At 73.1% G+C, this 13,419-nt stretch carries 14 protein-coding genes; 9 read left to right on the top strand and 5 right to left on the bottom strand.

Going from position 1 to position 13,419, the window contains the following annotated elements; all coding sequences use genetic code 11:
• Position 1: 1 nt before the first annotated feature.
• The 4 genes from panD to Q5425_RS22270 all read left to right on the top strand — a co-directional run bounded on the left by panD (position 2) and on the right by Q5425_RS22270 (position 2,911).
• Positions 2 to 418 carry an aspartate 1-decarboxylase gene (gene panD, locus Q5425_RS22255; protein ID WP_308674206.1) on the top strand — a complete coding sequence of 139 codons (417 nt, stop codon included), beginning with the start codon at positions 2 to 4 and terminating at the stop codon, positions 416 to 418.
• A 107-nt stretch (positions 419 to 525) separates the two neighbouring features.
• Positions 526 to 1,551, top strand: coding sequence for an ABC transporter substrate-binding protein (locus Q5425_RS22260; protein WP_308674207.1), 1,026 nt, complete (start codon positions 526 to 528; stop codon positions 1,549 to 1,551).
• Positions 1,552 to 1,562: 11 nt separating this feature from the next.
• Complete coding sequence (locus Q5425_RS22265; protein ID WP_308674208.1) at positions 1,563 to 1,772, top strand: MbtH family protein; 210 nt, start codon at positions 1,563 to 1,565, stop codon at positions 1,770 to 1,772.
• A 308-nt stretch (positions 1,773 to 2,080) separates the two neighbouring features.
• A complete protein-coding gene (locus Q5425_RS22270) occupies positions 2,081 to 2,911 on the top strand; it encodes an RICIN domain-containing protein (protein ID WP_308674209.1) in 831 nt (276 codons plus the stop codon).
• 41 nt (positions 2,912 to 2,952) lie between these two features.
• Here Q5425_RS22270 and Q5425_RS22275 read toward each other — a convergent pair whose 3' ends face one another.
• The 3 genes from Q5425_RS22275 to Q5425_RS22285 are packed head-to-tail and all read right to left on the bottom strand — an operon-like array spanning position 2,953 to position 7,285.
• Positions 2,953 to 4,704, bottom strand: a complete 1,752-nt coding sequence (locus Q5425_RS22275) for an ABC transporter ATP-binding protein (protein ID WP_308674210.1) — start codon at positions 4,702 to 4,704, stop codon at positions 2,953 to 2,955.
• Positions 4,701 to 6,371, bottom strand: coding sequence for an ABC transporter ATP-binding protein (locus tag Q5425_RS22280; RefSeq protein WP_308674211.1), 1,671 nt, complete (start codon positions 6,369 to 6,371; stop codon positions 4,701 to 4,703). The genes Q5425_RS22275 and Q5425_RS22280 overlap by 4 nt, the downstream gene beginning before the upstream one ends.
• 53 nt (positions 6,372 to 6,424) lie before the next feature.
• Complete coding sequence (locus Q5425_RS22285; protein WP_308674212.1) at positions 6,425 to 7,285, bottom strand: hypothetical protein; 861 nt, start codon at positions 7,283 to 7,285, stop codon at positions 6,425 to 6,427.
• 64 nt (positions 7,286 to 7,349) lie between these two features.
• On the opposite strand from Q5425_RS22285, the gene Q5425_RS22290 reads away from it, so the two are divergent.
• Together Q5425_RS22290 and Q5425_RS22295 are read left to right on the top strand one after the other, a co-directional pair.
• Complete coding sequence (locus tag Q5425_RS22290; protein WP_308674213.1) at positions 7,350 to 7,862, top strand: DinB family protein; 513 nt, start codon at positions 7,350 to 7,352, stop codon at positions 7,860 to 7,862.
• A 454-nt stretch (positions 7,863 to 8,316) separates the two neighbouring features.
• Positions 8,317 to 9,480: a hypothetical protein gene (locus Q5425_RS22295; RefSeq protein ID WP_308674214.1), complete on the top strand. Its 1,164-nt coding sequence runs from the start codon at positions 8,317 to 8,319 to the stop codon at positions 9,478 to 9,480.
• Here the strand turns inward: Q5425_RS22295 and Q5425_RS22300 are convergent.
• The gene (locus tag Q5425_RS22300) at positions 9,412 to 9,981 is read right to left on the bottom strand and encodes a helix-turn-helix domain-containing protein (protein WP_308674215.1); all 570 of its coding nucleotides are present in this window, start codon (positions 9,979 to 9,981) and stop codon (positions 9,412 to 9,414) included. The two genes, Q5425_RS22295 and Q5425_RS22300, sit on opposite strands and share 69 nt — an antisense overlap.
• An 82-nt stretch (positions 9,982 to 10,063) precedes the next feature.
• Between Q5425_RS22300 and Q5425_RS22305 the strand changes: the two genes are divergently transcribed.
• Complete coding sequence (locus Q5425_RS22305; protein WP_308674216.1) at positions 10,064 to 11,038, top strand: zinc-dependent alcohol dehydrogenase family protein; 975 nt, start codon at positions 10,064 to 10,066, stop codon at positions 11,036 to 11,038.
• Here the strand turns inward: Q5425_RS22305 and Q5425_RS22310 are convergent.
• Positions 11,007 to 11,621, bottom strand: a complete 615-nt coding sequence (locus Q5425_RS22310; RefSeq protein ID WP_308674217.1) for a dihydrofolate reductase family protein — start codon at positions 11,619 to 11,621, stop codon at positions 11,007 to 11,009. The genes Q5425_RS22305 and Q5425_RS22310 overlap by 32 nt on opposite strands.
• A gap of 95 nt (positions 11,622 to 11,716) precedes the next feature.
• Between Q5425_RS22310 and Q5425_RS22315 the strand changes: the two genes are divergently transcribed.
• Together Q5425_RS22315 and Q5425_RS22320 are read left to right on the top strand one after the other, a co-directional pair.
• Positions 11,717 to 12,598 (top strand): LysR family transcriptional regulator, encoded by an 882-nt coding sequence (locus Q5425_RS22315; RefSeq protein ID WP_308674218.1) that lies wholly within the window; start codon positions 11,717 to 11,719, stop codon positions 12,596 to 12,598.
• 10 nt (positions 12,599 to 12,608) lie between these two features.
• Positions 12,609 to 13,319, top strand: a complete 711-nt coding sequence (locus Q5425_RS22320; RefSeq protein ID WP_308674219.1) for an MBL fold metallo-hydrolase — start codon at positions 12,609 to 12,611, stop codon at positions 13,317 to 13,319.
• Positions 13,320 to 13,419: the final 100 nt, after the last annotated feature.

Genomic DNA, 13,419 nt, shown 5'->3' on the forward strand with positions numbered 1-13,419 from the left:
CGTGCACCGCACCCTGATGAACGCCAAGATCCACCGCGCCACCGTCACGCAGGCCGACCTGCACTACGTCGGTTCGCTGACCATCGACGCCGAGCTGATGGCCGCCGCGGACATCGTCGAGGGCGAGCGGGTCCAGGTCGTCGACATCACCAACGGCGCCCGGCTGGAGACCTACGCCATCACCGGCGAGCCGGGCTCCGGCGTGATCGGCGTCAACGGCGCCGCGGCGCACCTCGTGCACCCCGGCGACCTCGTCATCATCATCACCTACGCCCAGGTCCACGAGTCCGAGCGCGCCGCGCACCGGCCGCGGGTGGTGCACGTGGACGGCGACAACCGGCAGGTCCACCTGGGTCACGACCCGGCCGAGCCGGTGCCCGGCGCGCCGGCGCAGCTGTCCGGCCGGGGTGGGCGCTGACACAGTTGCTTCGGGAGGCTGCCCTAAATAAGGTGTGCCTATCCTAAAGTCTCTGGTGAAATCCGGGGGTCGGCCACCCGGACCCCCGAAGCTCTCGAAAGGTGCTCATGTCCGTGTTCCAAGGCGCTGCCGGGCTCAGCCGGCGTGGATTCCTGATCGGGGCGGGTGGCGTCGCCGCCGCCGCGGCCCTCACCGCGTGCGGCAGCAGCGGTGACAAGCCCGCGGGCGCCGCTTCCGGCCCGTGGGAGTTCACCGACGACCGCGGCCAGAAGGCCGCGCGCGACCAGCGCCCGGCCCGCGTCGTGGCTTACGTCAGCGCGGCCGCCGCGCTGTGGGACTACGGCGTCCGCCCGGCCGGCGTCTTCGGCCCGCAGAAGACCGCGTCCGGCGGCAAGGAGCTCCAGGCGGGCAACATCGACCTGGGCGCCGTCACGTCGATCGGCAACGCGTGGGACGACTTCAGCATGGAGAAGTTCGCCGCGCTCAAGCCCGACCTGGTCGTCACCGGCCTGACCGGCACCAAGCCGACGGACATGTGGGTGCTGACCGACGACCTCGGCCCGAAGGTGCAGCAGGTCGCCCCGATCGTCGCGCTGTCGGAGTACAAGGTCACGCTGCCGAAGGTGATCGAGCGCTACTCGCAGCTGGCCGTCGCCCTCGGCGGCGACCCGAACTCCGACACCATGAAGAAGGCCAAGGAGGACTTCGGCAAGGCGTCCGAGGACCTGCGCGCGGCGGCGAAGGAGAAGGCCGGGCTCAAGGTCCTCGTGCTGTACGGCGACAAGGACGGCCTGTACATCGCGAAGCCGGAGTACTTCGCCGACCTCGCCTACTACCGCGAGCTCGGGCTGGACATCGTCTCCGGCGGCGGCAACGAGGACTACTGGGAGCAGCTGAGCTGGGAGCAGGCGGGCAAGTACCCGGCCGACCTGATCCTCACCGACACGCGGTCCTACGCGCTGCCGCGCGCCCAGATGACGCAGTTCCCGACCTGGAACCAGCTGCCCGCGGTCAAGGCGGACCAGCTGGGTGACTGGTCGGCCGAACCGCGCTTCAACCACCTGCTCGCCACGCCGGTCATCCAGAAGCTGACCGCGCTGGTGAAGGGTGCCCGCACGGACATCACCGCCTGAGGAGGCCCGCGATGACCAACCCGTTCGAAGATCCCGCCGGGACGTACCTGGTCCTGGTGAACGCCGAAAACCAGCACAGCCTCTGGCCGGAGTTCGCCGACGTCCCGGCCGGCTGGACGGTCGCCTTCGGCCCGTCGGGCCGCCAGGAGTGCCTGGACCACGTGGAAGCGAACTGGACGGACATGCGCCCCAAGTCCCTGGCCGACGCCATGGACGCCTGACCACCTCCCACCCGGCACGCCGGGAGCCACGAGGCTCCCGGCGTGTCGTCGTCCCACCCGAGTGATGCCCCGCCAATCACGCGAGATGCCCCGCCAATCACGCGAGATACGCCTCTAATCACGCGAGTTCCGGCCCCGACGTCAACCGGCAAGGGTCGCGTTCCTGTCAATACTCGGCCGTTTGCCTAACAAACTGGACTATTCACACCAATGGCCGTTAATGGAGTGCTCGCCTGCTCTCAAGATCGGTATCGTCCGCCGGGTGACTCAAATCGCGCATCTTCGCCGTCATCGCCGCGGCAGTGGCCATGGGGATGGGAGTCACGGCTCCCGCGATGGCGGAAACCAATCAGGCGCTCGAAATCAAGAATGTCGCCTTGGGCAAATGCCTCGGCGTCGGCGCACCGGCCGTGGCCTGGGTGACGGTGGAGACTTGCACCGGCGCACAAACCCAGCAGTGGGAGCGGATCCCCGTGGGCGGGGACAAGGTGATCCTCCGCAACCTCGGCGACCGAACCTGTGTGAAGGGAATCAACAACGTCGTCCGTTACGAATGCGACGACGAAGACGAAGAGCAGTACTGGGTGGTCGCCGGCGAGAAGCTGACGCACGCCAAGACGGGCCGAGTGGCCGATACCTACCTGTACGACAACTTCGGCGTGTTCCTGCAGGACGCCGGCCGCAGTGACTACCAGCGGTGGCAGTTCAGGGTCACCGGGACCGCGCCGGTTCCGCCGGCGGACACCAGTGGCCGGATCGTCCGGATCAAGAGCGTGTCGGAGGGCAAGTGCGCCGCGGCCGGTGGCACCGCCGCGAAGCTGGCCGACTGCGCTGGTGCGGTGGAACAGAAGTTCCAGCGGGTCGAACTCGGCGGGGGCGTGGTCCAGCTGCGCAATCTCGCGACCGGGACCTGCCTGCGCACCGGGTCGTCCGGATCGCCCCACGTCGACCTGGTGAGTGCCTGCGCTTCGAACGACCCGGCGCAGCAGTGGCAGGTCGAGCCGGACCTGATCGGCACGGTCCGGGTGCGCAACGTCGCCGGCGGCAACTACCTCACGCCCAGCGCCAGCGCCAACATTTCGACCTACGAGCGCACTTCCCTGGCCAACTGGCAGAAGTGGAGTCTGGCCATCGCCTGACCGGAAGCACGGTGCCAGCCGGGATCGGCCGGCACCGTGTGTCAGGCGCGCTGGCCGGCCCACGCCTCCCACAGCTTCGCGTACCGGCCGCCCGCGGCGACCAGGTCGTCGTGGGTCCCGGTTTCCACGACCGCACCCGCGTCGAGGACCACGATCCGGTCGGACTCCGCCGCCTGCGTCAGGCGGTGGGCGACCACCAGTGCCGTGCGGCCCTCCAGCGCCGCCGCGGCCGCCGACTCCAGCACCTTCGATCCCGCGCTGCCCGCCTCGGCCGTGGCCTCGTCGAGGATCGCGATCGGCGGGTCGGCCAGCACCAGCCGGACCAGGGCCAGCTGCTGCGCCTGGGTCACCGTCAGCTGGTGACCGCCTTCGCCGACCACCGTCGCGAGGCCGTCCGGAAGGGACGAAACCCACGTCAGCGCGCCCACCTTGGCCAGCGCGGCCCGCAGTTCGGCGTCGGTCGCCGACGGGCGCGCGAGACGCAGGTCCTCGGCCAAGGAGCCGGCGAAGACGTGGACCTCCTGGCTGATCAGCCCGACCGTCCGGCGCGTGCCCTCCGGGCCGAGCTCGTCCAGCGGCACCCCGCCGAGGGTCACCGATCCCGTGTCCGGGCGGTGGATCCCGGCGATCAGCTTCGCCAGCGTCGTCTTCCCGGCCCCGCTCGCGCCGACCAGCGCCACCCGCTCGCCGGGCGCGACACCGAGGTCGACGTCCCGCAGCACCGGGTAACCGTCCACATAGGAGTACCCGATCCCCGCGGTCTTCACCGACGCGTCGACCGGGCGTGACGGCTGTGCGGGCGACGCCTCGGCGGGCAGGTCCGCGACGCCGATCAGCCGCGCGAGGCTGGCCGCGGCCGCCTGCGCGTCGTCGACCAGCGCCAGCGCGGTGGTGATCGGCCCGAACAGGCTGTGGAAGTACAGCGCCGCCGCCGTCGCGACGCCGACCGTCACCGCGTCCGAGCCGACCAGCAGGAACCCGAGCGCCAGCACCGCCGAGAGCCCGACGAACTCGGCCAGGTTGAGCCGCGCGTAGAACCGCGTCACCAGGCGGATCCCGCGCAACGCGAGCGAGACGGCGGCGTCGGACCGCTGCCGCACGCGCTCCAGGTGGGTGTCCGCCAGCCGGAACGCGCGGACCGTCTTCGCGCCGCCGATGGTGTCCAGCAGCTGCTGCTGTTGCACGCCGACCGCCTCGCGCTGGGCCGCGTACAACGGTTTCGCGCGCGGCACGTACCAGCGCACGGTCCACAGCTGGATCGGCACGGCGAGCAGCGCGGCCAGCAGGAACCGCCAGTCCAGCACGGCCAGCGCGCCGAGGGTGAGGACGACCGTCAGCACCGACCGGCCCAGTTCGGGCAGCGCCTGCCGGACGCCCTCGGCGACCACTGAGACGTCGTTCGTCACGCGGGCGGTGAGGTCGCCGGACCCGGCGCGCTCGAGCTGTTCGAGCGGCAGGCCGAGTGCGCGTTCGACGAAGCGTTCGCGCAGCTCGGCGAGGATCGTCTCGCCCAGCCGCGCCACCAGCGACACCCCGATCGCCGTCGCGACCGCCTGCGCCACCGCGACGAGCACCAGCCCCACGATCGGCGTGACCAGCTCGGCCGCCGGACGGCGGGTGGCGACCAGGTCGACGACCCGGCCGAGCAGAGGGGCAGTGAGCAGGCCGATCGCGGTGGCCGCGACGAGCATGGTGAACGCGGCCGCCGTCCGGCCCTTCGCCCGGCCGGCCAGCTCGCCGACGACGGCGCGGATCCGGCGGCCGTCGGCCACGGGGAGGAGTTCACGGGTCACGAGAGCACCGCCGCTCGGTAGTCGGGACGGCCGGCCAGCTCGGCGTGGCTGCCTTCGCCCGCGATCCGCCCGTCGTCGAGCAGGACGACGCGGTCGGTGGCGGCCAGCAGCGCCGGGCTGGTGGTCACGAGGATCGTGGTGCGGCCGCGCCGCAGTTCGGCGAGCCCGGCGGCGATCCGGGCCTCGGTGACCGTGTCGACGGCGGTCGTCGGGTCGTGCAGCACCAGCACCGGCGCGTCGGCGGCGAGCGCCCGGGCGAGCGCGACCCGCTGGCGCTGCCCGCCCGACAGCGACCGCCCGCGTTCGGTGACGGCGGTCGCGGCGCCGTCCGGCAGCGCGCTCGCCACCTCGTCGACGGCGGCCGCGGTCATCGCGTCGGCGGCGCGGGGCCCGGTCCCGACGTTCTCGGCGACCGTGCCGGCGAACAGGTCCGCGTCGTGCGCGGCGACCAGCACCACCTCGCGGACCCGACTCGGGTCCACAGTGGACAGATCGACCGCGTCGACCGACACCGAGCCGCTCGCGGGGTCGGCGGCGCGGCCGAGGCAGTCGAGCAGGTCCGTCGCGGCGGCCGGGTCGGTGGCCACCACGCCCAGCAGCTCACCCGGACGGGCCTCGAAGCCGACGTCGCGCAGGGCGCCGCGGCTCAGCGCGGACAGCTTCACGTGCCCGGCCGCCGGGACCGGCAGCGTCGCGTCCCCGGCGCCGACGGCGGGCGGCGCGTTCAGCACGTCGGCGATCCGCGCGGCCGACGCCCGGCCCTGGGCGAGCTCGCCGTTGACCCACGAGAAGATCGAGAACGGCGTGATCAGGTACTGCGCGAGCCCGACCGCGGCGACCAGGTCGCCGACGCTGATGTCGCCCGCCGCGGCGAGGTTGCCGCCGACGAGCGCGACGACGGCGATGAAAATCCCGGTGAGCGCCAGCAGCGCGCCGTTGTGCCAGGCCTGGGCGCGGGCCGCGCGCAGGGTCGCCCGCAGCGAGTCCTGGCTGGTCCGGCGGTAGCGGTCGACGGCGGCGCGTTCGGCGCCGACGCCCTTCAGCACGCGCAGCCCGGCGACGAGGTCGGTCGCGACACCGGAGGCGACCGCGGACCGTTCCTGTTCGGCTTCGCTGCGGCGCTCCAGCGGCTTCCCGATCAGGTGCGCCAGGTAGAGCATCGGCGGGGTGCCGAGCAGCACGAGCAGGCCGAGCGGCAGCGACATGGTGAGCAGCACGACGGCGCTGACCAGCAGCCCGGCCAGCCCGGCGACGCCGAAGGGCAGGACGCCGTTGACCGTGCCGACGCGCTTGGCGTCCGACGTCCCGATGCTCACCAGCTCGCCGGCGAGGGTGCCGGAGCCGCCGACGCCGCCGGGGTGCAGCACCCGGCGCCCGACGTCGAGGCGCAGGTCGTGGGCGGCGCGTTCGGCGGCTCGCTCGCCGAAGCGGGCGCCCAGCCGGTAGCTGGTCGACAGCGCGGCGAAGAGCACGCCGAGCACCGCCAGCCAGACCAGCAGCGTGCTCACCGAGCCGCCCGCGACGGCCTGGTCGATGACCACGCCGATCACCACCGGAACCAGTGCTTCGCCGCCTTGGTGGCCCGCGGTCAGCAGCGCCGCGAGCACCACCGATCGTCGTTGCCCGGCGATCGACCGGCGGAGGACCTGCCGTCCCGTCGTGCGCACCCGCGCCTCCCTGTCCAGAGCTGGGATAGGTAAGGCTAGTCTAAGTAAAGAAGTTACGGGAACACGGTCGGCTTCGTCTCAGTCCGCGGTTCGGTCGCCGGTTCCCCGAACCGGGCCAGCGCGAGCGCGGCCAGCACGGCGAGGGCGAACCCCGCGACGGCGACGGCCGCGAAGCCGGGCCGGGTGCGGTCCCCGAGCACCAGCACACCGACCAGTGACGGAAACACCGTCTCGCCGAGCACCATCATCGCGGTCGAGGTGGTGACGCTCCCGCGCTGCAACGCCGTCGCGTAGAACAGCATCGCCAGCCCGCCCGCGACGGCGACGGTGTAGGTCGCGGGATCGGTGAGCAGGTCCAGCGGCGCGAGGCTGGGGATGATCCGGCCGGCGATGGCGACGACGCCGAAGCACAGCCCGGCGACGAGCCCGAGCGCCGGCGTCCGGATCCGGCGGTTCGCCTTGCCCGCGACGATCCCGGCCGCGGCGAGGACGGCGACCGCGGCGATCAGGACGAGCCGGAAACCCAGCCCGACGGGATCGGAGCCCTCGCTTTCGGCAGCGGCGCCGAGCAGGGCGAGCCCGGCGCACACGACGGCCACGGCCGCCCACTCGCGCCGGCCGAGCCGCACACCGAGGAACCGCGCGGCGACGGCGGTCACGGCGAGGCTCGCGGCGAGCGCGGCCTGGACGACGAACAGCGGCAGGACGTGCAGGGCCGCGATCTGCGCGACGAACCCGAGGACGTCGAGGAAGAGCCCGAGCACGAACTTCCCCTGGCCGAGCACGCGGACCAGCAGTTTCGGGTCGACGCCGTCGGCCCCGGTGTCGGTGGCCCGCGCGGCGACCGACTGCATCACCGAAGCCACGCCGTACGCGCATGCCGCGCCCAAGGCGCAGAGCAGTCCCCACCACATGCGGGTCACTCTATTGCCGGCTGTTGCCGGGCATTTTGTCGGACCGCTGCGGTACGGTGCGGCCATGTCGAACACGAGTTCGAAGACGTACCGCCGCTGGCCGGCGCCCGTGGCCGGGGACGAGCTGCGCCTGCAGCTGGACTTCCTGCAGTTCCTGCGGGCCACGGCGGTGAACAAGCTGGCCGGGCTGCCTCGGGCCCAGGCGGCGGCGACGCCGCTGCCGGCATCACCGCGGATGAGCGCGCTGGGCGTGGTGAAGCACCTGACGGCGGTCGAGCGCTGGTGGCTGTCGATCGAGGCGGGCGGGGCGGACCTGCCGTCGTTGTGGGCGGGCAGCCCGGACCCGAGCTGGGACCTGACCCCGGAGGACACCCCGGAGTCCGTGGTGGCGGCGTACAAGGCGGAGTGGGCGCGCGCGGAGAAGGCCTTGACAGGGCTGGGCCCCGACGACCGCACCCGGCGTCGGTCGGAGTTCACCGTGCGGTGGGTGGTGGCGCACGTCGTGCAGGAGACGGCGCGGCACGTGGGGCATTTGGACGTGCTGCGCGAGCTGGCGGACGGGGAGGTGGGTGAGTGAGCGGCAGGTGAGGGTGGGGTTTCGTGGGTGCGGTAGGGCCTGGCGTTGTGCGGCACGGGCTTGGCTTGGTGAGGTCTGGCCCGGCGGGGTTGCGGCCCGGTCCGGCCAGCTGTGGCGCGGCGCGGCCTGGCCTGGCCTGGCGGAGTGCGGCCCGGCCAGCTGTGGCCCGGCCCCGCGCAATCTCAGCGCGGGAAACCGAATGACAGCCCCGTTATCCTGAGTTCGTGGCCATTGTCGCGGAGTACCGCCGATTTACCGGCCCCCTGGCCCTTTTCCGGGTGCCAGCGGGGTTCCGGTGCCACGCCCGCGGCCGGGCTTGCCTGAGCCGCCCGGTTCGATCCGCCCGCTCCCGAAGTCGGGAACGCGGAAACCGGCTGTCCGCACCGACCTCGCCGGGTGTCCGGGCCAGGGGGAGCTCTCCCTCGACCGTCCCGCTCACCCTGGAGGCCTTGCCATGCCCGAACCACTCAGCCCCGCCCAGCTCGCCCGCGACCTCGCCGTCCGGGATCTCACCGATCCGGCCGCCGGGCCGCACGCCGTCCAGCTCGTTGTCGATCAGGCCGTCGATGCGCTGGCCGCCCGGTGGTCCTGTGCCGTCCGGTGGTGGCCGGGGGACCGGATCGTCACCGTCGCCGACAACTACGACAACCTCGGCTACGACCCCGCCGACGTCACCCGTGACGCCCGCTACACCCGGTACGTCGACCGGGACCACGTCCTGCGCAGCCACTCCAGCGCCATGATCCCCGCGGCGCTGCGGGCCCTGGCCGCGAGCCCGGCCGGCGACGTCCTGCTCGTGTGCCCCGGTGTCGTTTACCGCCGGGACAGCATCGACCGCCTGCACAGCGGCACGCCGCACCAGCTCGACCTGTGGCGGATCGTCCGCGGCACCACCACCCGGGCCGACCTCGAAGAGATGGTCGCCGCCCTTGTCCCGGACCGGAAGTGGCGGCTCGAACCCCGCCGCCATCCGTACACAGTGGAGGGTGCGCAGCTCGACGTCGAACACGAGGGGCGCTGGGTCGAGGTCGCCGAGTGCGGGCTCGCCCACCCCGCCGTGCTGGCGCGGGCCGGCCTGGGGGACGGATGGTCCGGGCTCGCGCTCGGCATGGGCCTCGACCGGATGCTCATGCTGCGCAAGGGCATCCCGGACATCCGGCTGCTGCGCTCCACCGAGCCGGCCGTCGCCGCGCAGCTGACGGACCTCGCGCCCTACCGGCCGGTCTCCGCGCTGCCGCCGGTGCGCCGCGACCTGTCGATCGTGGTGCCGGCCGGGGACCGCGCCGAAGACCTCGGCGACCGCGTCCGTGACGCCCTCGGCGGCGAAGCCGACGTCGTCGAGTCGGTCGAGATCCGGCAGGAGACGCCGTGGGCCCGGCTGCCGGAGCAGGCGCGAGCCCGGCTCGGCGCGAAACCGGACCAGAAGAACCTCCTCGTTCGGCTGGTGCTGCGCCCCCTGGACCGGACGCTGTCCGCGCCCGAGGCGAACGTCCTCAGAGACCGCGTCTACGCCGCCCTGCACCGGGGAAGCGTCCACCAGTGGGCCGGCTCAGGCCCGCATGCCCCGGATCGCGAGCGCGGCGAAGCGGCGCGAAGCAGCGACCCGGACCGCCGGTGAGGACGCCTGGATACCGCCGTTGGCCATGAGCACGAGGATCACGTCGTCCAGTTCGACGTCCGCGCGCAGGCGACCGGCTTCCCGGGCGCGGCGGGTCAGCTCCGCGAGGGACTTCACCGCGCGTTCGCGGTCCGCGGTGAAGTCCAGCGCGTGCGGGAACACCGAGGTGAAGGCCGCGGTGAACCCCCGGTCGCGGGCGTGCAACGCGCAGAGCTGCTCGACCACCGAGGTGAAGCCACGCCACGGATCGGGGTCGGCGAGCCCCTCGTCGACGATCGCGTAGCAGGCGTGCATCTGCTCGCCGAACGCCTCGGCGGCGAGCGCCTCTTTGGTCGGGAAGTGGCGGTACAGGGTCGCCGGGCCGACGTCGGCGCGCCGGGCGATTTCGCGCATCGGCACGCCGAGGCCGTCGGCGGCGAACACCGCGCGGGCGGCTTCGAGGATCCGCTCGCGGTTGTCCCGGGCGTCGGATCGCAGCAGGTGAGGCAAACCCTCGGGCACTTCCTCACTTTAGCCGACCGGACGGCGGCGTCCGTTAGCGTCCGCTGCCGATCACGGATCGCGGAACGAGGAGAGAAGAACAGTGAAAGCAGTCGCGGTGCAGGCGTTCGGCGGGCCCGAGGGGCTGGCGGTCGTCGACCTCCCGGACCCGAGCCCGGCCGGCGGGCAGGTGCTGATCACCACCGAGGCGATCGGCGTCGGCGGGGTCGACGTCCTGATCCGCAGCGGGGCGCTGGCCGCCTACGGCTTCGAAGCCGGTCACGTCCTGGGCGGCGAGATCGCCGGCACGGTGACCGCGGTCGGCGACGGGGTCGACCCGGCCTGGACCGGACAGCGCGTCTGGGCGTTCGCCGGCACCGGCGGCGGCTACGCCGAGCAGGCGGTCGTCCCGGCCGCGACGCTCGTCGCGCTGCCGCCGGACGTGTCGCCGGTCGACGCGGTGACGCTCGGCAGCTCCGGCACGGTCGCCCGCTTCGCCCTGCGTCACGCCCGGTTCGCCCCCGGCGAGTCGGTGCTGGTGCGCGGCGCGGCCGGCGGGATCGGGATCGTGGCGGTCCAGCTGGCGGCCCGCGGCGGAGCCGGGGTGATCGCGGTGACGACGTCGTCGGCCGAGCGCGGCGACCGCCTGCGCGAGCTGGGCGCGACCCACGTGGTCGGCCGGGACGGCGGGGGCGCCGGGGACTACGACGTCATCCTCGACGTCGTGGCCGGCCCGGACCTCCCGGCGTTCTTCGGCCGGCTGAACCCGAACGGGCGCCTGGTGGCCGTCGGCGCGGTGGCCGGCGACCCGCCCGCCGACTTCGGGACGGCGCTGTTCGCGGCGTTCCGGAAGTCCTTGTCGTTCGCGACGTTCAGCGCGGACACCGTGCCGGCGGCCGACCGGCGCGCCGCCGTCGCCGAGCTGCTGGCCGGCGACGTGCGGGCGGTCGTGCACGAGGTGCTGCCGCTGGAGCAGGCCGCGGCGGCGCACCGCAAGCTCGACGCCGGCGAGGTGTTCGGCCGGATCGTGCTCACCACGCCGGAGTTCAGCGGAGCACGCGGTACCGCAGGTGCGTGACCGAAGGCGTCGCCCGTGCGTCCACCTGCTCCAGGTTCAGCGGCGGCACGCCGTCGAACAGCCGGACGCCGTCGCCGAGCGTGTACGGCGAGACGTGCAGCCGCAGCTCGTCGACCAGACCCGCGGCGAGGTACTGGTTGACGGTGGTCGGACCGCCGTGGACGGAGATGCCGCCGTCACCTGCCGCTTCGCGGGCGCGCGCCATCGCGGCCTCGATGCCGTCGGTGACGAAGTGGAAGGTGGTGCCGCCGTCCATCGGCTGCGGCGCGCGCGGGTGGTGGGTGAGCACGAAGACCGGGCCGTGGTACGGCGGGTCGTCGCCCCACCAGCCCGTCCACGGCCGGTCCCACTCCCCGCGCACCGGGCCGAACATGTTGCGGCCCATGATGAACGCCTTGGCCGTCAGCATGCGGTCGAACTCCTCGGGGTGCGCCTCGCGGCCTTCGCCGTACCAGGCGTGCAGCCGGTCGCCCCAGCCGTCGCCGCCGTCGTCGCCGAACGGGCGCTGCTCGGTCTGGTGGTGCCCGGCCGCGTAGCCGTCGAGCGTGATCGTGAGATCGCAGGTCACCGGTCCTGTGGTCATCGTCGTGCCCTCCTCGGTGTCCCGATCAGGATGCGCGGGGCAGGACATGACGTCCAATGCCAATCCGGGTGGCAACCCATTGATATTCTCGATGAATGCTGAACCTGGTCCAGCTCAAGGTCCTGGCCGCGGTGGCCCGGCACGGGTCGGTGACCGAAGCGGCCCGGGAGCTCCACTATTCGCAGCCGTCGGTGAGCCACCACCTGGCCCGCCTGGAAACGGCGACCGGCGCCAGGCTCGTGCAACGGGCCGGCCGCGGAATCCGCCTGACGGCCGAAGGTCGTTTGCTGGCCGACCGCGCGGCCGAGATCGTGGGCCGCGTGGACGCGGCGGCCGGCGAGCTGGCCGCCCAGGTCGGCCTGCGGACCGGCCGGGTCCGGCTGGCCGCCAACGCGTCCGCGCTGAGCACCCTCGTCCCCGAGGCGGCCGCCTCCCTGGCGCGGGCCCACCCGGGGCTCGAGCTGAGCCTGGCCGACCGGCACCCGGTCGAGGCGCTGGAGATGCTGCGCCGCGGCGAAATCGACGTCGCCCTCGTCTTCCAGCACGCCGGCGCCCCGCTCGAGGAGGAGGGCTTCCGGTTCCGCCACCTCGCCGACGACCCGATCCACCTGATCAGCCGCCGCCCGGCCGACACGCTGCCGGCCCACCGCGAAGCCGCGTGGATCGGCGGGTGCGACCGGTGCCGGGCCGAGCTGACCGCCATCTGCGCGGGGGCGGGCTTCGGCCCGCGCATCGCGTCGTCCAGTGACGACATGGTGGTGGTGCAGTCCCTGGTCGCGGCCGGCCTGGGGGTCGCGACCCTGCCCGGGCTGGCGCTGAAAGCCCATCGGCGCCCGGACATCCACGCGACCGAGCTGGCCGGCGTCCACCGCCGCATCCACGCAGCCACCTACGGCGACCCGCCGGACCCTCCCGCGGTGGCCGCTGTACTGGCCGCGCTCACCCAGGCCGCCGCGCTGGTGCGGAACGGACCGTAGGGTGTCCGGCATGACTGATCGGCTCTACTTCCGGCAGCTGCTCGCCGGCCGTGACTTCGCCGTGGGCGATCCCGTCGCGACGCAGATGGTGAACTTCGCCTACCTGATCGGCGACCGCGAAACGAAAGACGCCGTCATCGTCGATCCCGCCTACGCGGTGCAGGACCTCCTGGACGTCCTGGCGCAGGACGGGATGCGGCTCACCGGTGTGCTCGCGACGCACCACCACCCCGACCACGTCGGCGGGGAGATGCTCGGCTTCTCGCTGCCCGGGATCGCCGAGCTCCTCGCGATCGAGCCGGTGCCGATCCACGTCAACGGGGCCGAGAGCGAGTGGGTGCGGCGGGTCACCGGGGTGTCCGGTGCCGACCTGCGGGCCCATGACCACGACGACGTCCTCGAAGTCGGAGCGATCCCGATCCGGCTGCTGCACACGCCGGGGCACACTCCGGGCAGCCAGTGCTTCCTGGTCGAGGACAAGCTCGTTTCGGGCGACACGCTCTTCCTGGAAGGCTGTGGCCGCACCGATTTCCCGGGTGGGGACGCCGACGAGATCTACCGCAGCCTGCAGGCGCTCGCCGGGCTGTCCGGCGATCCCGTCGTCTACCCCGGGCACCAGTATTCGGCCGAGCCGTCGGCCGCGCTGTCGGAGGTGAAGCGCTCCAACTTCGTCTACCGGCCGCGGTCGCTGGAGGAATGGAAAGTCATGTTCGGCGGCTGAGCCAAGTGCGTTCCACGGGCTGAAACGCGGCGCGTTCACGGAGTGGGCACGGATTGACTTCGCTTCCCGGGGACCGGAAGGTCGGGACCACGCCATCCCG

The sequence above is a fragment of the Amycolatopsis sp. A133 genome (assembly GCF_031082405.1).
In the GTDB taxonomy this organism is placed as follows: domain Bacteria; phylum Actinomycetota; class Actinomycetes; order Mycobacteriales; family Pseudonocardiaceae; genus Amycolatopsis.